This is a genomic window from Streptomyces sp. NPDC005533 (genome assembly GCF_042871845.1).
GTDB lineage: Bacteria > Actinomycetota > Actinomycetes > Streptomycetales > Streptomycetaceae > Streptomyces.
This window is the reverse complement of record NZ_JBIAJH010000015.1, coordinates 12130-31638: the sequence shown is the minus strand read 5'-3', so window position 1 is coordinate 31638 and position 19509 is coordinate 12130. Positions and strand designations below refer to the sequence as shown.

Here is a 19509-nt window from a genome sequence, read left to right as displayed (position 1 = left end):
CGAGGGAATCTGCCCCGGAGGGTTTGAAGGCCTCTTTATGTGGGTCGCCTAGGATCCTTCGGGTGAACAGCAGCAACCTCCCCACGGTCTCCGTCGTGGTCATCGCGTACAACGACGCCGGGCTCGTGGGCGAGGCCGTCTCCTCGGCCCTCGCCCAGGGCCCGGTGGTCGCCGAGGTCATCGCGGTGAACGACGCCTCGTCCGACGGCACCGCGCGGGTGCTCGACGAGCTGGCGGCCGCGCACCCCCGCCTGAAGGTCGTGCACCGCACGGAGAACAGCGGGGGGTGCGGCACCCCGCGCAACGACGGGATCGCGGCCGCGTCCGGCCGGTACGTCCTCTTCCTCGACAGCGACGACGTCCTGCCGCCGGGTGCGGCCGACGCCCTGGTGCGCACCGCCGAACAGCACGGCGCCCCGGTCACCGTCGGCGCGGCGGTCCGGCGCGAGCTGCCCCAGCGCCACGACGTGCCCTGGATGCCCGGGCTGTACACGCCCGGCGACGTCATCGAGCGGCCGGCGGACCGGCCCGAGCTCGTCCGCGACACCCTCTGCGTCAACAAGCTCTACGACCGCGCCTTCCTGGAGGAGCACGGCCTGCGCTTCCCCGACGGCCGTTTCGTCTACGAGGACTTCGTCTTCACCTCGCGCGTGCTGGCCGCGGCCCCGCGCATCGCCGTCACCGGAGACCTCGTCTACGTCTGGCACGTGCGCCGCGGCGCCGCCCAGGTGTCCATCTCCCTGGACCGCAAGGACGTCGGCAACTGGCGCGCCCGCATCGAGGCCCACCGGACGGCCGCCCGGACCCTCGCCGCCGCCTCCCCGGTGCTGGGCAGCGCCTGCCAGGTGAAGTTCCTCGAGTACGACCTGCGCATGTACCTGCGCGAGCTCGGCAAGGACCCCGAGTACCAGGCCGCCTGGTGGACCCTCACCCGCGAGTACCTCGGCACCTTCACCGAGACCGACATCGCCTCGGCCGCCGCCCACGCCCGGTGGATCGTGGGGGTGCTGCGCGCCACCGAGACCCCGCCCGCCGACGTCGACCGGCTCACCCGGCTGGCGGCGGAACCGCCGCGGCTGCTGCCCCCGTACGCGGTCGGGCCCACCGGTGCCCCGGTGTGGAGCGAGGAGCTGCCGGTGGAGCTGGACGGCCTGGCCGGGCTGCCGGTCGCCGAACTGCCCGTCACCGTCGACGCCGAACCGGCCGGCCGCGGCGCCGTCCGGATCCGCCTGCACGACCTGTACGGGCGCCTCGCCGAGGCCGACCCCCGGACCGTGCAGCTGAGCTTCATCCCGCGTGCGGGAGCCGAGCCCGTCCTCGCCCAGCCGATCGAGCTGCGCCCCGACCGCAACGACGGCTGGATCGCCGTACTGCCCTTCCGGCTGGCCGACCTGGCCGTCACGGGCCGTCGCCAGGGGCTGCGCAGGATGCAGGCCTGGAACGTCGGGGTGCGCGTGGAGTGCGCCGACGGGAGCTCGGTGTTCACCTCGCTGCGCCCCGGTGGTCGTCTGCTCCGCCGTCGGGCCCTGCCCAGCAGCCGGTACGGTGTTCTGCTGGCGCAGCCCTACCGGACGGGTGCAGGCGCCCTCGCGCTGCGCCTCGCGCCCGGCGCCGAGGGAGCGCTGTACCTCGTGCGCAACCGCCTCCACCGGGCCCGGGCGGGCCGCGGGGCGGGCTGACGGCCCCTTCCACACCGCTGCGCTTTTCCCCACCGAAGTCGGACAGGACCAAGGAGATACACATGACGTTTCTGATCACCGGTGGCGCCGGTTACATCGGCGCGCACGTCGTCCGCGCGATGCTGCTCGCGGGGGAGCAGGTCGTCGTGCTCGACGACCTGTCCACGGGCAACGAGGACCGCGTCCCGGAGGGCGTCCCGCTGGTGGTCGGCTCCGTCCTGGACCGGCTGACCCTGGACAAGACCATCCGCGCGCACAAGATCACCGGCGTGGTGCACCTGGCGGGCAAGAAGCAGGTCGGCGAGTCCGTCGAGAAGCCGCTGTACTACTACCACGAGAACGTGCAGGGCCTCACGGTCCTGCTGCAGGCCGTGGCCGAGGCGGGCATCCGCAACTTCCTCTTCTCCTCCTCCGCCTCCGTCTACGGCATGCCCGACGTGGACCTGGTCACCGAGGACACCCCCTGCGCGCCGCTGAGCCCCTACGGCGAGACGAAGCTGGCCGGCGAGTGGCTGGTCCGTGCCGCGGGCAAGGCGCACGGCATCTCCACCGCCTGCCTGCGCTACTTCAACGTGGCCGGCGCGGCGACCCCCGAGCTCGCCGACACCGGCGTCTTCAACCTGGTCCCGATGGTCTTCGAGCGCTACGACGCCGGCCAGGGCGCCAAGATCTTCGGTGACGACTACCCGACCCCCGACGGCACCTGCATCCGCGACTACATCCACGTCGAGGACCTCGCGGAGGCCCACGTGGCGGCGGCCCGCAAGCTCGCCGAGTGGGGTGCGGCCGGCGAGTACAAGGACCTCACCGTCAACATCGGACGCGGCGAGGGCGTCTCGGTCGCCGAGATGGTGGCGCTCCTGAACAAGAACACCGGGCACGACTACGCGCCGGTGATCAGCCCGCGCCGCGCCGGCGACCCGGCGAAGGTCGTGGCCTCCGCCGACAAGATCACCAGCGAGCTGGGCTGGAAGGCCCGGCACGACGTCCGCGAGATGGTCACCTCCGCCTGGGCGGGCTGGGAGGCCAACAAGGCCGCCCGCACGGACCGCCACAAGGACGTCCACCAGGCCTGACCGGCCGGCGGACCCCGGATACGCGGCCGCCCGCCCCTGGTACGTCGGGGGCGGGCGGCCGCATGCATGCGTCGCGCGGTGTGCGCTCAGCGCTCCAGGAAGGAGAACAGCTCCTCCCACCGGTCGGTGATGTCGGCGCCGGAGTACCGCTTCACCGCGTGGAAGGCGTTGTCCCCGAGCCGGTCGCGCAGTTCGCGGTCGGACATCAGCGCGTTCAGGTGCCCGGCCAGCTCCATCGTGTTGCCCAGCCGGGCCAGCAGCCCGTCCTCGCCGTGCTCGACGATCTCCCGTACGCCCGGCGCGCAGTCGAAGGCGGCCACCGGAACGCCCGCCGCCATCGCCTCCAGCAGGGTGATCGGGAAGCCCTCGGCCCGCGAGGCCTGGGCGAAGACCGAGGCCCCGCGCAGGGCGCCCAGCACGTCACCGGTGCTGCCCATCCACTGCACGGAGTCGTCCAGCCCGAGCGAGGTGCAGTGCGCCCGCAGCGCCTCCTCCTCCGCGCCCGCCCCGTAGATCCGCAGGACCCAGTCGGGGTGGTGCGGCGCGGCGTCCGCCCACGCGTCGAGCAGCAGGTCGACGCCCTTCTCGAAAGCGAGGCGGCCCACGCACGCCACGACCTTCTCGGTGCGCGGGGCGGGGGAGTCGGGCATGAAGGGCAGCGGGTTCGGCATGCTGGCGACGTTCTCCATGCCCGCCCGGATCCACAGGTCCGCGTCCTCGGCGGTCAGCACCAGCAGCCGGTCCACCTCGGTGTAGTAGCGGCGGACCCGCTCACCGCGGGTGGACTTGTGGCTGGCCTCGAAGGACTCGTGGCTCATGCCGATGACGCTGAGCCCCTTGGTGTCGGCGAGCGCCACCCACTCCATCGCCCAGACCTGCGTGACGATGACCACGCCGCCCGGACGGGCCGTGCGCAGCAGCTCGCTCAGCTGCTCCGCCTTGGCCCGCATCTTCGCCCGCCGGGCCGCCTGGCGACGCCGCTCGGGGGCGTTCAGCCGGCCCTTGATGCCGCGCAGCCGGCGGGCCGACGGCGGGTGGGCGTCGTAGAGCGTGGTCATCGCGTACGGCAGGTCCGGCGGCAGCTGCTGCCGGATCTCCTCGGCGACCGGGGCGATGCCGACGATGTGCACGCGGTGGCCGCGGTCGGTGAACTGCCGGGCCATCTGGTGCGACCAGGTGGTCACGCCGCCGAGTTCGTCGACGTTGTTGGCGACGATGAAGATGTCACGGCCGCCCGGGGTGGTGGTCTCCTGGCTCACTTGCCGCTCCTGGTGAAGAACTTCTCGACGATCTGGCGGGCCGCGTCCCCGCGGTCGTACTCGCCGAACTCGGCGAGGAAGCGCTGGCGCGCCTGGGCGTACTTGACGTCCGCCTCCTCGAAGGCGGCGAGCGCCTGCAGGAGTTCGTCCGCGGTGGCCACCACCGGGCCGGGGGCCTTCTCCTTCAGGTCGAAGTACGTGCCGCGGATGTCGTTGGCGTACTTCTCGTAGTCGTACGCGAAGAACAGCATCGGCCGGTCCAGGACCGCGTAGTCGAACATCACCGACGAGTAGTCGGTGATCAGTCCGTCGGCGAGGGCCAGCAGCGGGGTGACGTCGTGGTGCCGGGACACGTCGATGACGCGGCCGGCGACCGACGGCGGCAGCGAGACGCTGTTGAGGTAGTGCGTGCGCACCAGCAGCGTGAAGCGGTCGCCGAGCCGGTCCGCGAACTCCTCCACGTCGAAGGGGAAGGTGAAGCCCTCCACCGCGCCGTCCGCGCCCGCCCGGAAGGTCGGCGCGTACAGCAGCACCTTCTTGTCCGGGTCGATGCCGAGCTCGGTCGCCAGGGGTCCGCGCACCCGCTCACCGCTGTCCGCCTCGGTCCGGTACGCCTCGACGAGGGCGTCGTTGCGCGGGTAGCCCGTGCGCAGCAGCACCTCGTCGCGCAGCCGGAAGCCCTTGGCGAGGGTGCGGGTGTCGTGCTCCGAGCGGATCAGGAAGTGGTCGAAGCGGTCGACGGCCGCCTGGAAGCGCTGCTGGCCGGCCCGGCCCTGCGCCTTGGTCCGGGGCTCGTGGAAGCCCATGCGCTTGAGCGCGGAGCCGTGCCAGGTCTGGATGTACGTGGTGCCCGGGCGCTTGGCCAGCGCCAGCGGGAAGCCCTGGTTGTCGACCCAGTACTCGGCCTGGGCGAGGGCCCGCAGGTAGGGCCAGCTCCAGCGCCGCACCAGGGTGGCCTCCTTGGGGAAGCCGGTGGGCTTGCCGCCCGCGTACGACCAGATCGCCTCGAACGGCACGCCCTGGCGCACCATCTCCTCGTAGATCGCCTTGGGGCTGTCGCTGTACTGCTTGCCCATGTGGCTCTCGAAGACGACCGTGCCCTTCTTGATCGGCAGCTTCGAGAAGACCTCGTGGTAGAGCTTCACCTTCTGCTCGCCGGAGCCCATGTTCCGGCGGGCCCGCAGTGCCTTGCGCAGGCCCCGCTTGACCACGCCGGCCGCCTTGCCCCGTATGGCGTTGTTGATCAGCGACTGGGTGCGCACGGCGGCGGCGCCCTCGGCGGTCAGGACGTAGCTGAGGTTGCCCTTCTTGGTCATCTCCGGCCCGAAGCGGTCGGAGACCAGCCGGGTCAGGCGCGGCCGCACGCGCAGCCGGGCCGCCGAGTCCAGGTCCACCCCGCCCACCGAGACGCGGGTCGTCAGCCGCTCCCGCCCGGCGGTCAGCTTGAGGCGGACGTCCCAGACGGCGTCGATGATGCCGAGGGGGCGGACCGTTGCGGCGACGTCGGCGGTGCCGGTCCACTCGATCGTGTCACCCGCGTGGCGCACGCTCGTGACGGGGAAGCCGAAGGAACGTACGCCGACCTGCCGGCGGGCCCGGAATTCGAGCGTGGCCTTCAGCTCCGCGTCGGCCGGGATCCGGCCCAGCGGGTTCACGACGGAGCCCGACATCGTGACGGTGCCGCGCCCGTCGTCCTCGTAGGAGGTGAGGCGGTTGCCGAGCGTCAGGGAGGTGAGCGGGGTGCTGTGGAAGCCCTGCTCGGTGACGTCCAGTATCCGGCGGGCCTCGGCGGCCTCGGCGGGGTCGGGGCTGTCGATGTGCCCCCCGCACCAGTAGACGCGGCCGTCGCGCTCGGCGAGGGGGGAGGTGAGCCGGCCCTTGTTGGTCATGGCGTCGGCGGCCGAAAGCAGGTTGTCCCAGTCCTCCTTACCGAGCAGGTAGGCGCAGATCGCCTGGAGGTGGGTGACGTTCTCGTACGCGGCCGGGTCGATGCCCGCGAGGTAGCCGTTGGCCAGCCGGGCGAACTCCTGGCGGTACTCGTCGCTCAGCAGGCGCAGGTCGCGCAGGTGCAGCACCAGGTCGTGCTTGACGAACTTGGCGTCCTTCGCGGACTTGATGTCCGCGTGGCCCTTCGCCGCCAGCAGGTCGTCGACGCGGCGGTGGATCTCCATCCGGTGGACGAAGTTCTCGATCTCGTGGCGCCGGTTGCTGATCGACAGGGCGGCGGCCTTCTCGACCACGTTCCAGAAGTAGACGTGGTTGGGGATCAGCGTGATGCGGCGGGCCGCGACGTAGGCCTGCGCGGAGAACAGCAGGTCCTCGTAGTGGATGCCGACCGGGAACTCCAGGCCCTGCTCCAGCAGGAACGCGCGCCGGTAGCACTTGTTCGTGGAGAGGGTGTCGTAGACCAGCAGGTCGGGGAACTCGGTGATCGACTCCAGGGTCCGGGTGCGCGAGTAGATCCAGGGGTACCACTCGGTGGTCTTGCCCCACCGGTTGTCGAGGTGCACGCGCACGCACATGCCCGAGACCAGATCGGAGCCGGTCCGCTCGGCGGCCTGCAGCATGTTCCGGCAGGCGTTGCGCTCCAGCACGTCGTCGCTGTCGAGGAACATCACGTACGTTCCGGTGGCCTGCAGGATGCCGTGGTTGCGCGGCGCGCCGCAGCCACCGCTGTTCTCCGGCAGCCGGAAAGCGCGCACTCTCCCCGGATGCGCGGCCTCCAGTTCCTGGGCGACCGTGTAGGAACGGTCCTTGCTGCAGTCGTCGACGATCACGACTTCGACCCCGTGCAGGGTCTGGTCCAGAACGGACTGGACTGCTGTCGACAGACGCTCTGCGTCGTTGTAGACGATGACGACCACGGAGACGTCGGGCACGTGCACCTCGATCCCTTCGTTTCGTTGCGTTTCGTTCAGCTCATTCCGCTTATCTCGTCAAAGCTACCGTGTACCGCTCTCGGCTCAGGCAGGCCGACCGACGCTCCACCCTCGCCGTGCATACTTCTAAGGAAGAGGTGAGAGGCGGGTCCGGTCGCCGACAATCACCCGTTCGGACCCAGCAGGAAGTGTTCATGACGAAGCTGTCCGTAGTTGTCCCTTGCTACAACGAAGAGGCCGTCATCGACAGCTTCGACGCGGAGGTCCGCAGGGTCCTGGACGCCCTCCCCGTCGAGTACGAGATCTGCTACGTCGACGACGGCAGTCGCGACGGCACCCTCGGGAAACTGCGCAAGATCGCCGCGGAACACGGCGAGCAGACCCGCTACGTCTCCTTCAGCCGCAACTTCGGCAAGGAGGCCGGCATGCTGGCCGGCCTGCGCGAGGCCACCGGCGACGCCGTCGTGATCATGGACGCCGACCTCCAGCACCCCCCGGAGCTCATCGAGCGCATGCTGGAGCACTACCGCGAGGGCCACGACCAGATCATCGCCCGCCGCACGCGCGAGGGTGACAAGAAGCTCCGCACCGCCCTCAGCCGGCTCTACTACCGGGGCGTCAACCGCTGGGTCGACGTCGAGCTCACCGACGGCGTCGGAGACTTCCGCATGCTGTCGCGCCCGGCCGTGGACGCCCTGCTGTCGCTGCCGGAGTACAACCGCTTCTCCAAGGGCCTCTTCTCCTGGATCGGCTTCGACACGGTCCACTTCGACTACCGCAACGCCCAGCGCGAGGCCGGCGAGACGAAGTGGAAGTTCGGCTCCCTGCTGAACTACGGCATGGACGGCCTGATCTCCTTCAACAACCGGCCGCTGCGCATCGGCATCTGGTTCGGCGTGTCGCTGGTCGCCCTGACCGGCCTGTACGCGCTCTGGATCACCGTCGTGGCCATCACCAACGGCGTCGAGTCCCCGGGCTACGTCACCCTCGTGGCCATCATCACGGGCCTGGGCGGCGTCCAGCTGATCATGCTCGGTCTCATCGGCGAGTACATCGGCCGCATCTACTACGAGACGAAGCGCCGGCCGCACTTCCTGGTGAAGGAGTCGCACGGCGCCCAGCAGTCCCCGCGCGACGGCCGGACCGGCCCGGCGGCGGAGCCCGCCGTCGTGGAGCGCAGCGCCCGATGAGCCGCAGGGACCAGCTCGGCCAGATCTTCCGCTTCGCCCTCGTCGGCGGCGTCAACACCGGCACCTTCTTCGGCATCTACCTCCTGCTGCACCCGTGGATGCCGTACTTCGCCGCCTACTCCCTCGCCTTCGTCCTGGCGATGGTCGGCTCGTTCTTCATGAACACCTACTTCACCTACCGGACCCGGCCGACCTGGAAGAAGTTCTTCCTCTTCCCGCTGACGAACGTGACCAACTACGTCATCCAGTCGGTCGGCCTCTACGCCCTGGTGACCTGGGCCGGGATGGACACCCGTATCGCCCCGCTCGTCGCGGCGATCGTGGCCATCCCCTTCACCTTCCTCCTCTCCCGCAAGATCCTCGTCCCGGGCGCGGCGCGGGCCCCCGAGCCGGAGCACGCGCACGACGGCCCGTCCAGGGTCTGAAACCCCCGAGCAGCCCTCCGCGCCCACCCCGTAGATTGAGGTGGCAGGCATTTCGGCAAGGGGCAAGGGGACAGACGTGTCAGCGGCTAGGCAAGGTGTCGTGGACGCCCGCAGGATCGTGGTCAAGGTCGGCTCCTCCTCCCTGACCACCGCGGCGGGCGGACTCGACGCCGACCGCGTGGACGCGCTCGTCGACGTCCTGGCCAAGGCCCGCAGCGGCGGCGAGAAGGAGATCGTCCTCGTCTCCAGCGGAGCCATCGCCGCCGGACTCTCCCCGCTCGGCCTGCGCCGGCGCCCCACGGACCTGGCCCGCCAGCAGGCCGCCGCCAGCGTCGGCCAGGGGCTGCTCGTCGCCCGCTACACCGCCTCCTTCGCCCGCTACGGGCTCCGCGTCGGCCAGGTGCTGCTCACCACCGACGACACCAGCCGCCGCGCGCACTACCGCAACGCGTACCGCACCCTCGACCAGCTCCTCGCCATGGGCGCCCTCCCGGTCGTCAACGAGAACGACACCGTCGCCACGGACGAGATCCGCTTCGGCGACAACGACCGGCTGGCCGCCCTCGTCGCCCACCTCGTCCGCGCCGACCTCCTCGTCCTCCTCTCCGACGTGGACGGCCTCTACGACGGCGACCCCTCCCAGCCCGGCACCACCCGCATCGACGAGGTCCGCGGCCCCGAGGACATCGCGCACGTCTCGATCGGCAGCGCCGGCAAGGCGGGCGTGGGCACCGGCGGCATGGTCACCAAGGTCGAGGCGGCCCGGATCGCGGCAGCCGCCGGGATCCCGGTCGTCCTCACCTCCGCCAGCCAGGCCGCCGACGCCCTCGCCGGGCGGGGGACCGGCACCTTCTTCCACGCCACCGGGCGCCGCTCCGCGGACCGGCTGCTGTGGCTCCAGCACGCGTCGACCCCGCAGGGCCACCTGGTCCTGGACGACGGCGCGGTCCGCGCCGTCACCGAACGCGGCAGCTCCCTCCTCCCGGCCGGCATCGCCGCGGTCGAGGGCGACTTCGTCGCCGGGGACCCCGTGGAACTGCGCGCCGCCGACGGCCGCGCCGTGGCCAGGGGCCTGGTCAACTTCGACGCCAAGGAGCTCCCGCAGCTCCTCGGCCGCTCCACTCGCGAGCTCGCACGGGAACTCGGACCCGCGTACGAGCGGGAGGTCGTCCACCGGGACGATCTGGTCCTGCTGCAGGGCTGAGGTTCGGTAAAAGCGCAGCGCGGAGAGCCGGGGACTGGTCAACTGTGAGGGGCGGGCGGACACACGCAGCGGAGACAGGAGGCGGCTGGTGAGACGAGCGCTGACCAGCGTCGGTCCGGGGGACGGTGACGGCGGCGGTGGCGGGGAGGAGCAGGACCACGCCTCGCGCCTGTGGCACGTGACCCTGAGCGTCTCCGGCAAGCCGGCCCCGCTGTCCGAGGTCCGGCGCGGACTGGAACAACTGGCACACGACCACCCCTTCCTGCTCACCAGCCGGTACGCCGACGACCACGCGGAGATCCGCTACTGGGAAGAGGCCCGCGACCTCCACGACGCGGCGGCCGTCGCCCTGCGCCTGTGGGGGGAACACCGCTCCTCGGCGCAGCTCCCGCCCTGGGAGATCGTCGGCCTGGAGGTCATCGACCGCGCCACCTACCACCAGCGCGTGGCCGAAGGCTACGGCCCACCCCCGGCCCACCCGGTAGGAGTCCACCCCTACTGAAGCGCCCCCCACCCGGCGCGTTCCCTGAGCCCGGGCCCCATTCCAGCCCCGCCGGCGTTCGCGGCGCGGGGTGGGAGGCGGAAGCCCCATTCCTGGACCTGTGCCCCATCCCAGCCCCCGGGCGTCCGCGGCGCGGGGTGCGGGGCGGAGCCCCGTTCCGGGACCCGGGCCCGATCCCGGCCTCGCCGGCGTTCGCGGCGCGGGGTGGGAGGCGGAAGCCCCATTCTTGGCCCTGGGCCCCATCCCAGCCCCCGGGCGTCCGCGGCGCGGGGTGCCGGGCGGAGCCTCATCCCTGGACCCGGGCCCCATTCCAGCCCCCGGGCGTCCGCGGCGCGGGGTGCCGGGCGGAGCCTCATCCCTGGACCCGGGCCCCATCCCAGCCCCCGGGCGTCCGCGGCGCGGGGTGCGGGGCGGAGCCCCGTTCGTGTGCCCGCACACGGCAACGGACCGGTACCGACCGACCGGGGCCCGGGGCGGAGCCCCGGCCCCACCCCGCCGACCCGGCCGGAGGCCGTCTCGCGGGGTGGAAACCCCACCTGCCCGGGCCCGGCCGGGGACTACCCTGGGCGGCATGACCTCGCTCGATGCCGCCACCGCCACCTCGCCCGTCATCGCCACCGCGCAAGCGGCCCGCACCGCCGCCGCCACCATCGCGCCACTCCCGCGGTCCGCCAAGGACACCGCCCTGCTCGCGATCGCGGACGCGCTGGAGGCCCGTACGGCCGAGATCATCACCGCCAACGCCGTGGACACGGACAAGGCCCGCGCCGCCGGCACCAGCGAGACCGTCATCGACCGCCTCACGCTGACCCCGGAGCGCGTCGCCGCCATCGCCTCCGACGTGCGCGACGTCGCCGCCCTCCCCGACCCCGTCGGTGAGGTCGTCCGCGGCGGCACCCTCCCCAACGGTATCGACCTCCGGCAGATCCGCGTCCCGCTCGGCGTCGTCGGGATCATCTACGAGGCCCGCCCCAACGTCACCGTCGACGCCGCCGCCCTCTGCCTCAAGTCCGGCAACGCGGTCCTGCTGCGCGGCAGCTCCTCCGCCTACGCCTCCAACACCGCGCTCGTCGCCATCCTGCGCGACGCCATCACGGGGGCCGGCCTGCCCGCCGACGCGATCCAGCTCGTCCCCGGCGAGTCCCGCGACTCCGTCCGCGAGCTGATGCGCGCCCGCGGCCTCGTCGACGTGCTCATCCCGCGCGGCGGCGCCTCCCTCATCAAGACCGTGGTCGAGGAGTCCACCGTGCCGGTCATCGAGACCGGTACCGGCAACTGCCACGTCTACGTCGACGCCCAGGCCGACCTGGACACGGCCGTGGACATCCTCGTCAACTCCAAGGCCAGCCGCCCCTCCGTCTGCAACTCCGCCGAGACCCTCCTCGTCCACCGCGACATCGCCGACGCCTTCCTGCCCCGCGCCCTCGACGCGCTCGCCGACGCCGGCGTCACCGTGCACGGCGACGCCCGGGTCCTGGCCGCGGCCGAGGGCGGCAAGGTCACCGCCCTGCCCGCCACCGACGAGGACTGGGCCGCCGAGTACCTCTCCTACGACATCGCCGCGGGCGTCGTGGACTCCCTCGACGACGCCGTCGCCCACATCCGGCGCTGGACCTCCGGCCACACCGAGGCGATCGTCACCACCTCCCAGGCCGCCGCCCGCCGCTTCACCCAGCTGGTCGACTCGACCACGGTCGCCGTGAATGCGTCCACCCGGTTCACGGACGGTGGCCAGTTCGGATTCGGTGCCGAGATCGGCATCTCCACCCAGAAGCTGCACGCCCGGGGCCCCATGGGCCTTCCCGAGCTCACCTCCACCAAGTACATCGTCACCGGCGACGGTCACGTTCGGTAGCCGCCGCCTGGACACGGTGTGGCCGGAATTCGGCTCACACCCTGCCCAAAGGCGCCCCCCAGGTCTAGGCTGGTCCCGTGCCGGACGACGTGGGGGGCAAGCCGTTCCCGGACGACGGGACCCCCGAAGACGATGCAGAGGACCGCGGAGGCGCGGATCAGGACTTCGCCTCCGTGGTGTTCGACGAGGCCTTCGTCCGGAACGCCGAGATCCATGAACCGAGTGCCGCCGAACGCCAGCGGGCGGCCGACCGGGCGCGCGCGGAGGCGGAAGCCGCCCGCGCCGTGGCCGGCGGCTGGACGGGCGACGACGACTACGACGGATACGGATACGGCCACCCCGACGGGTACGAGGTCGACGACCAGGGCTGGTACGACCGCGGCCGCGACCACCCCGACGGGCCGTACGGACCGTACGGGGCCTACGGCGGCAGCCTGCGCCCCTACCGTGGCCGCGCCCCCTGGCTGCGCCCCGTCGCCTGGGTCCTCGCCTTCGTGATGGGCCTCGGCATGGTCGCGCTCGCCTTCAGCGCCGTCTACCGCAGTGCCGCGGGCGAGGCGGACCCGGCCCCGGCCCCCGCCAGCACCCCCGGGCGCGAAGTCACCGGCGTCGGCGCGTTTACGTACCCCTCCGTCCGCCAACCCTGAAGGTACGACCCCACTCGCGTACGTCGGAGCTGGGGGCTTCTCTGAAGCGGGGACAGCGGGGAGAAGCGATGGCCGTTCCAGGAGACCCGCCCAACGGCACCCCCGAAGACATCGGCGGGGGCGACGACGAGTTCCGGTCGGACGAGTACCGATCGGTGGTGTTCGACGAGGACTTCGTGCGGGCCGCCCGGCTCCAGGAGTACTCGGCACAGGAACGCATGGGCGAGCACGCCCGGGCCGTGCGCAGCCGCTCCATCTGGTCGGGCGGCGGAGCCGGATCCCGGACGGGCACCCCCGGCCGCGGCGCCCGCCAGGGCATGCTGCTCGTGCTGCTCATCGCCACGGCCTTCGCCGCCGCCGTCTACATGGGGCTGCGCAACCCCTACGTCCCCCCGCCCGCGGGACACGCCCAGGCACTCAGCAGCACCGTGGTCCCGCTCGCGCCGACCACCGCCGTGCCCGGCGGGCGGCCCGCCGACCTGTACGCGAAGAGCCCCGCCGCCGACTACCGCGTCGGAGCGGCCGGGATCACCCTGCCCGCCGTGCGCCGCACGGACCACTTCACCGACGTCCAGATCCTCACCGCGCTGTCCATCGCCAAGGACTACCTGGTGAACTCCTCACTGGACCCCGACGTCCTGGCCGGAGCCGCGAACCGGCCGGTGCGCGTCCTGCTCGACCCCGACCAACTGGCGCAGTTCGACCACAGCACGACCTCGCCCGCCGGCGACGGCCGGCACGCCGTCACCGGCTGGCTGGTCCGCTTCGACCCGGCCGTCGCCGTCGTGGCCGACTCCCGGGTCCGGGTGAGCGGGAGCCTCGCCTACGCGGAGGTCGCCCCCGAGGTGCTGGAGGTGATGACCGACCACACCTTCGTGTACGCCGTGCGGCCGGCCACCGGCGTCCCGGCCGCCGCCGAGGGCGCCTCGCTCTTCACCGTCCGGCGGGAGCTGCGGCTGCGCTTCGACCGGGACGACCTGAACGCCCGGCGGCTGGAGCTGGCCGCGGCCTACGTGATGGGCGGGCCGCAGGACTGCTCCAGCGACCCGGCCGGGGGCTTCCGCCCGGTGCTGGCCGGAGCCGGCCCGACCACGGTGGGCCCGCCCGCGAGCGACCCGTACACCACCGGCCAGCCGCGGCGCACGGCCGGGCTGTGCGGCGTACTGGCGCCCTCCACGACCCCGGGGGAGAGCCAGGTCAGCCCTGCTCCGTAGCCCCGCCCTTGCCGGCCGGCCCGGTGCCGGGCGCCGATCCGCCGCCGGCGCCGGTGAACTTGTCGCGGAGCTTGCCGCCCATGTCGGCCGCGCCGCCCGCGATGTCGCCGACCAGCTTGAACAGCGGGTCCTTGCTGGTGCGCACCGAGTCGGCGTAGTGCGCGGCCGACTCCCGGAAGGAGTCGGCGACGGAGGCGTCCTTGTCCTCCTCGCGGCGCGGATAGTGGCCGTCCATGATCCGCTGGTAGTCCCGGCTCTCCGACCACTTCTTCAGCTCGGCCGCCCGGACCGTGGTGAAGGGGTGCGTGCGCGGCAGCATGTTGAGGATCTTCAGCACGGAATCGCGGAGGTCGCCGCCCTTCTCGTACTCGTCGGCCTGCTCCAGGAAGGCGTCCACGTTCATCTCGTGCAGGTGGTTGCCGCCCGCCAGCTTCATCAGCCCCCGCATCGAGGCCGTCACGTCCTGCCCCACCAGCAGGCCGGCACGGTCGGCCGAGAGCTCCGACTTGCGGAACCACTCGCGCAGCGCGGTCACGAGCGCCGTGATCGCCACATTGCCCAGCGGGATCCATGCGACCTTCAGCGCCAGGTTCGTCAGGAACAGCAGGATCGTGCGGTACACGGAGTGCCCCGACAGGGCGTGGCCCACCTCGTGGCCCACCACCGCCCGCATCTCCTCCTCGTCGAGCAGCTCGACGAGGCTCGTGGTCACCACGATGATCGGCTCGTCCAGACCGATGCACATGGCATTGGGCTTCGGGTCCTGCTGCACGTACATCTGCGGGACCCGCTCCAGGTCCAGGATGTAGCAGGCGTCGCGCAGCATCGCGTACAGGTGCGGGAACTGCGTCTCGCCCACCCGCACCGAGTCCGACAGGAACAGCAGCCGCAGGCTCCGCTCCGGGAGCAGCCCGCTCAAGGCCTTGAACACGGTGTCGAAGCCGGTCAGCTTGCGCAGCGCCACCAGCGCCGAGCGGTCCGCCGGGTGCTCGTACGCCCGCGAGGAGATACCGGGGAACCTCCTGCGGTCCCGCGCCGGTGCCTTCTCGAAACCCGTCTCCGTCATAGCGCCCTCCCCTGGATCGACCTGCCTGGCCGTGCGTCTATCCTCTCCAACGCCTGAGTCGGCGTGAGCGTGCCCCAGGCCCCCGCATACGATGTGAGCGAAGTCTCCGCCCGCTCCCCGACTCGATAGGTACCTGCCTGATGAGCCTCGCCTCCACCGCCCACAACCTGGTCGTCCTCGCCTCGGAGGGGGCCGAACAGCACGGCGGCAACCACGACAGCCTGAACCCGTACCTCACCGGCGGCGGTGCCTTCGTCGTCCTGCTGCTCATGCTCTGGGTCACCACGCGCCTGAACCGCGACCGCTAGACCGACCGGTCCGCCGGGCCAGTAGGCTCTGCGCTCATGGGAGAGCAGGAGATGCCTACCGGTCCGGTCAAGCGCCGGCTCGGCGTGATGGGCGGGACGTTCGACCCGATCCACCACGGACACCTGGTGGCCGCCAGCGAGGTGGCCGCCCTTTTCCACCTCGACGAGGTGATGTTCGTGCCGACCGGTGAGCCGTGGCAGAAGTCGCAGCGGGCCGTGTCGCCCGCCGAGGACCGCTACCTGATGACGGTCATCGCCACGGCGTCGAACCCCCAGTTCTCGGTGAGCCGCATCGACATCGACCGCGGCGGGCCGACGTACACGATCGACACCCTGCGGGACCTCAAGGCGCTGAACGACGACGCCGACCTGTTCTTCATCACGGGTGCCGACGCGCTCGCACAGATCCTGACCTGGCGCAACGCCGACGAGCTCTTCTCGCTCTCCCATTTCATCGGCGTCACCCGCCCGGGCCACGTGCTCACCGACGACGGGCTGCCCGAGGGCGGCGTCTCCCTCGTCGAGGTGCCCGCGCTGGCGATCTCCTCCACGGACTGCCGTGCGAGGGTGGCCCAGGGGGATCCCGTCTGGTATCTGGTGCCCGACGGCGTCGTGCGTTACATCGACAAGCGTGAGCTGTACCGGGGAGCCTGAGCTTCCGGAGAGAGGGGCCCCGCGGTGAACGACCGACAGGATCCGTACGACCCGTACGCCGCCCAGGAGCAGCAGCTCGTCGGCTACGACGCGTACGGACGGCCGGTGTACGGCCAGGTGCCCGCCCAGCCCGTCCAGCCCGCGCCGCAGCAGTACGAGCAGCAGCAGTACGGCTACGACTACCAGGACTACGGCCAACCGCAGCAGCAGTACTACGCGCAGCAGCCGGCCGCCCAGGAGTACGGGCAGCAGGAGTACGTGCAGGCGCCCGGCTACGGGTACGACACGCAGCAGACCCAGCAGTGGATCCCGCAGCAGGCGGCCCCGCAGGCCGCTCCGGAGCAGAGCGCCCCGCAGCCGGCCGCCCCCGAGACGCCGGCCCCGGCCGAGCGCCGGTCCGGCCAGGTCCCCGAGCCGCGCCGGCCCGACGGCGAGCCCGAGGCGGGCCGGGACTACCGCACCGAGATGTTCGCCTTCATCGACCAGCCGGACGAGGACTCCGAGGACGTCATCGACTGGCTCAAGTTCACCGAGAGCCGGACCGAGCGCCGCGAGGAGGCCCGCCGCCGCGGCCGCAACCGGGTGGTGGCGCTGATCGTCGTCCTCGCCGTGTTCGTCGTCGGCGGCCTCGGCTACCTCTGGTACGCGGGCAAGCTGCCCTTCCTCGACGGCCCCGGCCAGGACAAGACCGGGGCGACCGCCGCCGCGGCGCAGAAGCGCGACATGATCGTCGTCCACCTGCACAACACCAAGAAGGGCGGCACCTCCTCGGCGCTGCTCGTCGACAACGTCACCACCAAGCAGGGCGCCACCGTCCTGCTGCCCAACACCCTCGCCCTCACCGGCCAGGACGGATCCGCGACGGGCCTCGGCAAGGCCGTCGAGGAGGGCGGCATCGGCACCCGGGAAGCCCTCGACTCGGTGCTCGGCACCCACATCGGCGGCACCTGGCGGCTGGACACCCCCTTCCTGGAGAACCTGGTCGAGCTGGTCGGCGGCATCGAGGTCGACACCGACACCGCGGTCCCGGCCGACGACGCGGCCAAGACCCCGGCCGTGGCCCAGGGCCAGAAGCAGAGCCTGAGCGGCGCCATGGCCGTCGCCTACGCCACCCACCGCGGCCAGGGCGAACCGGAGGCCAAGCAGCTGGAGCGCGTGGGCAAGGTGCTCCAGGCGGTCCTGCGCAAGGTCCCGAGCGACCCGAAGGCGGCGGCCGTGACCGTCGAGAGCATCGGCCAGATCCTCGACCCGGCCCTGAACGCGCAGACGCTCGGCGCCCTGCTGGCCCGGCTCGGCGAGCACGCCAAGGTGGGCGCCTACCGCACCGACACCCTCGCCGTGAAGGCGGACGGCACGCTCACGGACGACGCCAACAAGAAGGTCGTCAAGGAGGTGCTCGGCGGATCCGCCGCCGAGGCGCAGCCCGGCGCCACCCCGCGCGTCGGCCTCAAGGACGCCAACGGCGACGAGAAGGCGCAGATCGCGGCGAAGGCGGCGCTGACCAACGGCGGCTACACCTTCGTGGACGGCGGCAAGGCCGACAAGACCGCGGCCGCCTCGCAGATCACGTACCAGGACGACGCGCAGCGCGACCGCGCGATCGAGGTCGCCAAGACGCTGGGGCTGCCCGAGACGGTCGTGAAGAAGGCCGAGAACGCCGTGAACGCGGAGGTCGTGGTGATCCTGGGCAAGGACTACAAGGCGTCCTGACCGGGCTCCGGCCCGGTCACCGGAGGTGCTTTCGCCCGCGCGGGCCGTTCCGCGCGGGCGGTGTCGGCGGTACATGAGACCCTTGTAAGGATCTGCCCGCCAACCCGAAAGCATGGCCAGTGACCGCCACGGACCGCTCCATCGAGCTCATCACCGCCGCCGCCCAGGCCGCGGCCGACCGGCTCGCGCACGACATCATCGCGTACGACGTCAGCGACGTGCTGTCGATCACCGACGCCTTCCTGCTCGCCTCGGCGCCCAACGACCGCCAGGTCAAGTCGATCGTCGACGAGATCGAGGAGCGCCTCCTCAAGGAGCTCGGCGCCAAGCCGGTGCGCCGCGAGGGCGACCGCGACGCCCGCTGGATCCTGCTCGACTACGTCGACATCGTCGTCCACGTCCAGCACAGCGAGGAGCGGGTCTTCTACGCGCTGGAGCGCCTGTGGAAGGACTGCCCCGAGATCGAGCTCCCCGAGGACGCCAAGCTCACCATCGGCAAGGCCGAGGAGCACGCCAAGCTGCGCGAGGCGGCGGGCGACGACGAACTGGACGGTGATCTGTTCTGAGCGCGAGCACCTCGGGCAAGTCCGGACGCAAGATCGTCCTCTGGCGGCACGGCCAGACCGCGTGGAACCTGGAGCGGCGCTTCCAGGGCTCCACGGACATCGAGCTGACCGAGGCGGGTGTGGCGCAGGCGCGCCGCTCCGCGCGGCTGCTCGCCTCGCTGAAGCCGGCTGCCATCGTGGCGTCCGACCTGCGGCGCGCCTCCGCCACGGCGGCCGAACTGGCCTCCGTCACGGGGCTGCCCGTGGCCCACGACGCGGCGCTGCGCGAGACGTACGCCGGCGAGTGGCAGGGCCTCACGCACGACGAGATCATCGACAAGTACGGCGAGCAGTACGCGGCGTGGAAGCGCGGCGAACCGGTCCGCCGCGGCGGCGGTGAGCTGGAGACCGAGGTCGCCGACCGCGCCGCCCCGGTGGTGCTGGCGCACGCCGACCGGCTGCCGCAGGGCGGCACCCTCGTCGTGGTCAGCCACGGCGGCACCATCCGTACGACGATCGGGCGCCTCCTGGGCCTGAACGCGTACGACTGGGAGGGCCTGGGCGGGCTCTCCAACTGCTGCTGGTCCGTCCTCGGTGAGGGCGCGCGCGGCTGGCGCCTGTTGGAGCACAACGCCGGCACCCTGCCGGAACCGGTGCTCGGCGACGACGACTGAGCTGCTCCCTGCCGCTCCTTGCCGCTCCCTGCCGGGGCCGCCGCCCGGATTTCACTTTCCGGCTGGTCACAGGCTAGAGTTCTTCTTGTTCGCAGCGCGGAACACCGGAGACGGGGGGAGCGCGGCGGAGAGCGGGGCTATAGCTCAGTTGGTAGAGCGCCTGCATGGCATGCAGGAGGTCAGGAGTTCAATTCTCCTTAGCTCCACAATCAGGATCCCGTCCCCAACAGGGGGCGGGATCCTTGTTTTTGTACCCTTTGCGTTTGCTGACCTGGCCCGCACCGGCATGGCAGAATCGGACCGCCGGAGGGGGAGACGACGGCCCGACGCGGGAGGGAGTCGCTGACGGATGGGTGCACACCGGCGCCGGTGCGACTGGTGCAACAACGGCACGCCGATCGTGCGGGACATGGACCCGGTCAACCCCGACTACCAGTACTGGTGCGAGGAATGCGCGCGGGCGCTGATCATAAAAGGCGACCCGATCGAGACGTACCGTGAGCTGGAAGGGGAGCCGATCTACGGCCGGCTGCTCGACGAGCACTGCACGCTCAAGCGCTTCTATCAGTTCGCGAGAGCGTGACAAGTTGGTTCAAATCGGACATGGCCCGTAGTCGGTGGA

The 19509-nt window shown here is 71.7% G+C and carries 18 protein-coding genes and 1 tRNA gene; 16 read left to right on the top strand and 3 right to left on the bottom strand.

Annotated elements, in window-relative coordinates; genetic code table 11:
• Nucleotides 1-62 precede the first annotated feature (62 nt).
• Together ACFYP3_RS17360 and galE are read left to right on the top strand one after the other, a co-directional pair.
• Entirely contained in the window at nucleotides 63-1679 is a 1617-nt protein-coding gene (locus ACFYP3_RS17360; protein ID WP_388832728.1) for a glycosyltransferase family 2 protein, read from the top strand.
• A gap of 62 nt (nucleotides 1680-1741) precedes the next feature.
• Nucleotides 1742-2755, top strand: a complete 1014-nt coding sequence (gene galE, locus ACFYP3_RS17355; protein ID WP_388832725.1) for a UDP-glucose 4-epimerase GalE — start codon at nucleotides 1742-1744, stop codon at nucleotides 2753-2755.
• An 86-nt stretch (nucleotides 2756-2841) separates the two neighbouring features.
• Here galE and ACFYP3_RS17350 read toward each other — a convergent pair whose 3' ends face one another.
• Nucleotides 2842-4014, bottom strand: a complete 1173-nt coding sequence (locus tag ACFYP3_RS17350) for a glycosyltransferase (RefSeq protein WP_388832722.1) — start codon at nucleotides 4012-4014, stop codon at nucleotides 2842-2844.
• Nucleotides 4011-6899 carry a CDP-glycerol glycerophosphotransferase family protein gene (locus ACFYP3_RS17345; protein WP_388832719.1) on the bottom strand — a complete coding sequence of 963 codons (2889 nt, stop codon included), beginning with the start codon at nucleotides 6897-6899 and terminating at the stop codon, nucleotides 4011-4013. Before ACFYP3_RS17345 ends, ACFYP3_RS17350 begins: the two co-directional genes overlap by 4 nt.
• Before the next feature lie 188 nt (nucleotides 6900-7087).
• Between ACFYP3_RS17345 and ACFYP3_RS17340 the strand changes: the two genes are divergently transcribed.
• The 7 genes from ACFYP3_RS17340 (at nucleotide 7088) to ACFYP3_RS17310 (ending at nucleotide 13930) form a co-directional block, all read left to right on the top strand.
• The gene (locus ACFYP3_RS17340; protein WP_388832716.1) at nucleotides 7088-8083 is read left to right on the top strand and encodes a glycosyltransferase family 2 protein; all 996 of its coding nucleotides are present in this window, start codon (nucleotides 7088-7090) and stop codon (nucleotides 8081-8083) included.
• The gene (locus ACFYP3_RS17335) at nucleotides 8080-8508 is read left to right on the top strand and encodes a GtrA family protein (RefSeq protein ID WP_388832713.1); all 429 of its coding nucleotides are present in this window, start codon (nucleotides 8080-8082) and stop codon (nucleotides 8506-8508) included. Before ACFYP3_RS17340 ends, ACFYP3_RS17335 begins: the two co-directional genes overlap by 4 nt.
• 76 nt (nucleotides 8509-8584) lie before the next feature.
• Nucleotides 8585-9712: a glutamate 5-kinase gene (gene proB, locus ACFYP3_RS17330; protein WP_388832710.1), complete on the top strand. Its 1128-nt coding sequence runs from the start codon at nucleotides 8585-8587 to the stop codon at nucleotides 9710-9712.
• Between the two features lie 34 nt (nucleotides 9713-9746).
• Nucleotides 9747-10214, top strand: coding sequence for a hypothetical protein (locus ACFYP3_RS17325; protein ID WP_376617768.1), 468 nt, complete (start codon nucleotides 9747-9749; stop codon nucleotides 10212-10214).
• A 571-nt stretch (nucleotides 10215-10785) separates the two neighbouring features.
• Nucleotides 10786-12069, top strand: a complete 1284-nt coding sequence (locus ACFYP3_RS17320) for a glutamate-5-semialdehyde dehydrogenase (protein WP_388832707.1) — start codon at nucleotides 10786-10788, stop codon at nucleotides 12067-12069.
• A gap of 77 nt (nucleotides 12070-12146) precedes the next feature.
• Nucleotides 12147-12716, top strand: a complete 570-nt coding sequence (locus ACFYP3_RS17315; RefSeq protein WP_388832705.1) for a hypothetical protein — start codon at nucleotides 12147-12149, stop codon at nucleotides 12714-12716.
• A 68-nt stretch (nucleotides 12717-12784) separates the two neighbouring features.
• The gene (locus ACFYP3_RS17310) at nucleotides 12785-13930 is read left to right on the top strand and encodes a hypothetical protein (protein ID WP_388832702.1); all 1146 of its coding nucleotides are present in this window, start codon (nucleotides 12785-12787) and stop codon (nucleotides 13928-13930) included.
• Here the strand turns inward: ACFYP3_RS17310 and ACFYP3_RS17305 are convergent.
• Complete coding sequence (locus ACFYP3_RS17305; RefSeq protein ID WP_388832699.1) at nucleotides 13914-14996, bottom strand: M48 family metallopeptidase; 1083 nt, start codon at nucleotides 14994-14996, stop codon at nucleotides 13914-13916. The two genes, ACFYP3_RS17310 and ACFYP3_RS17305, sit on opposite strands and share 17 nt — an antisense overlap.
• A 140-nt stretch (nucleotides 14997-15136) precedes the next feature.
• On the opposite strand from ACFYP3_RS17305, the gene ACFYP3_RS17300 reads away from it, so the two are divergent.
• The 7 genes from ACFYP3_RS17300 (at nucleotide 15137) to ACFYP3_RS17270 (ending at nucleotide 19470) form a co-directional block, all read left to right on the top strand.
• The gene (locus ACFYP3_RS17300) at nucleotides 15137-15304 is read left to right on the top strand and encodes a hypothetical protein (RefSeq protein ID WP_351302428.1); all 168 of its coding nucleotides are present in this window, start codon (nucleotides 15137-15139) and stop codon (nucleotides 15302-15304) included.
• 36 nt (nucleotides 15305-15340) lie between these two features.
• A complete protein-coding gene (gene nadD, locus ACFYP3_RS17295; RefSeq protein WP_362808343.1) occupies nucleotides 15341-15958 on the top strand; it encodes a nicotinate-nucleotide adenylyltransferase in 618 nt (205 codons plus the stop codon).
• Nucleotides 15959-15982: 24 nt separating this feature from the next.
• Entirely contained in the window at nucleotides 15983-17668 is a 1686-nt protein-coding gene (locus ACFYP3_RS17290) for an LCP family protein (protein WP_388832695.1), read from the top strand.
• Between the two features lie 119 nt (nucleotides 17669-17787).
• Nucleotides 17788-18234 (top strand): ribosome silencing factor, encoded by a 447-nt coding sequence (rsfS, locus tag ACFYP3_RS17285; RefSeq protein WP_030008628.1) that lies wholly within the window; start codon nucleotides 17788-17790, stop codon nucleotides 18232-18234.
• Nucleotides 18231-18887 carry a histidine phosphatase family protein gene (locus tag ACFYP3_RS17280; RefSeq protein WP_388833029.1) on the top strand — a complete coding sequence of 219 codons (657 nt, stop codon included), beginning with the start codon at nucleotides 18231-18233 and terminating at the stop codon, nucleotides 18885-18887. The genes rsfS and ACFYP3_RS17280 overlap by 4 nt, the downstream gene beginning before the upstream one ends.
• Nucleotides 18888-19020: 133 nt before the next feature.
• Nucleotides 19021-19093 (top strand) — tRNA-Ala (locus tag ACFYP3_RS17275).
• A 143-nt stretch (nucleotides 19094-19236) separates the two neighbouring features.
• Nucleotides 19237-19470, top strand: a complete 234-nt coding sequence (locus ACFYP3_RS17270; protein WP_008738908.1) for a hypothetical protein — start codon at nucleotides 19237-19239, stop codon at nucleotides 19468-19470.
• Nucleotides 19471-19509 lie beyond the last annotated feature (39 nt).

What these genes read in the sequence shown, in the direction of transcription:
- galE (WP_388832725.1), top strand. Translation starts at nt 1,742, where the DNA reads ATGACGTTTCTGATCACCGGTGGCGCCGGTTACATCGGCGCGCACGTC.
- ACFYP3_RS17340 (WP_388832716.1), top strand. Translation starts at nt 7,088, where the DNA reads ATGACGAAGCTGTCCGTAGTTGTCCCTTGCTACAACGAAGAGGCCGTC.
- ACFYP3_RS17335 (WP_388832713.1), top strand. Translation starts at nt 8,080, where the DNA reads ATGAGCCGCAGGGACCAGCTCGGCCAGATCTTCCGCTTCGCCCTCGTC.
- ACFYP3_RS17320 (WP_388832707.1), top strand. Translation starts at nt 10,786, where the DNA reads ATGACCTCGCTCGATGCCGCCACCGCCACCTCGCCCGTCATCGCCACC.
- ACFYP3_RS17310 (WP_388832702.1), top strand. Translation starts at nt 12,785, where the DNA reads ATGGCCGTTCCAGGAGACCCGCCCAACGGCACCCCCGAAGACATCGGC.
- ACFYP3_RS17305 (WP_388832699.1), bottom strand. Translation starts at nt 14,996, where the DNA reads ATGACGGAGACGGGTTTCGAGAAGGCACCGGCGCGGGACCGCAGGAGG.
- ACFYP3_RS17300 (WP_351302428.1), top strand. Translation starts at nt 15,137, where the DNA reads ATGAGCCTCGCCTCCACCGCCCACAACCTGGTCGTCCTCGCCTCGGAG.
- nadD (WP_362808343.1), top strand. Translation starts at nt 15,341, where the DNA reads ATGGGAGAGCAGGAGATGCCTACCGGTCCGGTCAAGCGCCGGCTCGGC.
- ACFYP3_RS17270 (WP_008738908.1), top strand. Translation starts at nt 19,237, where the DNA reads ATGGGTGCACACCGGCGCCGGTGCGACTGGTGCAACAACGGCACGCCG.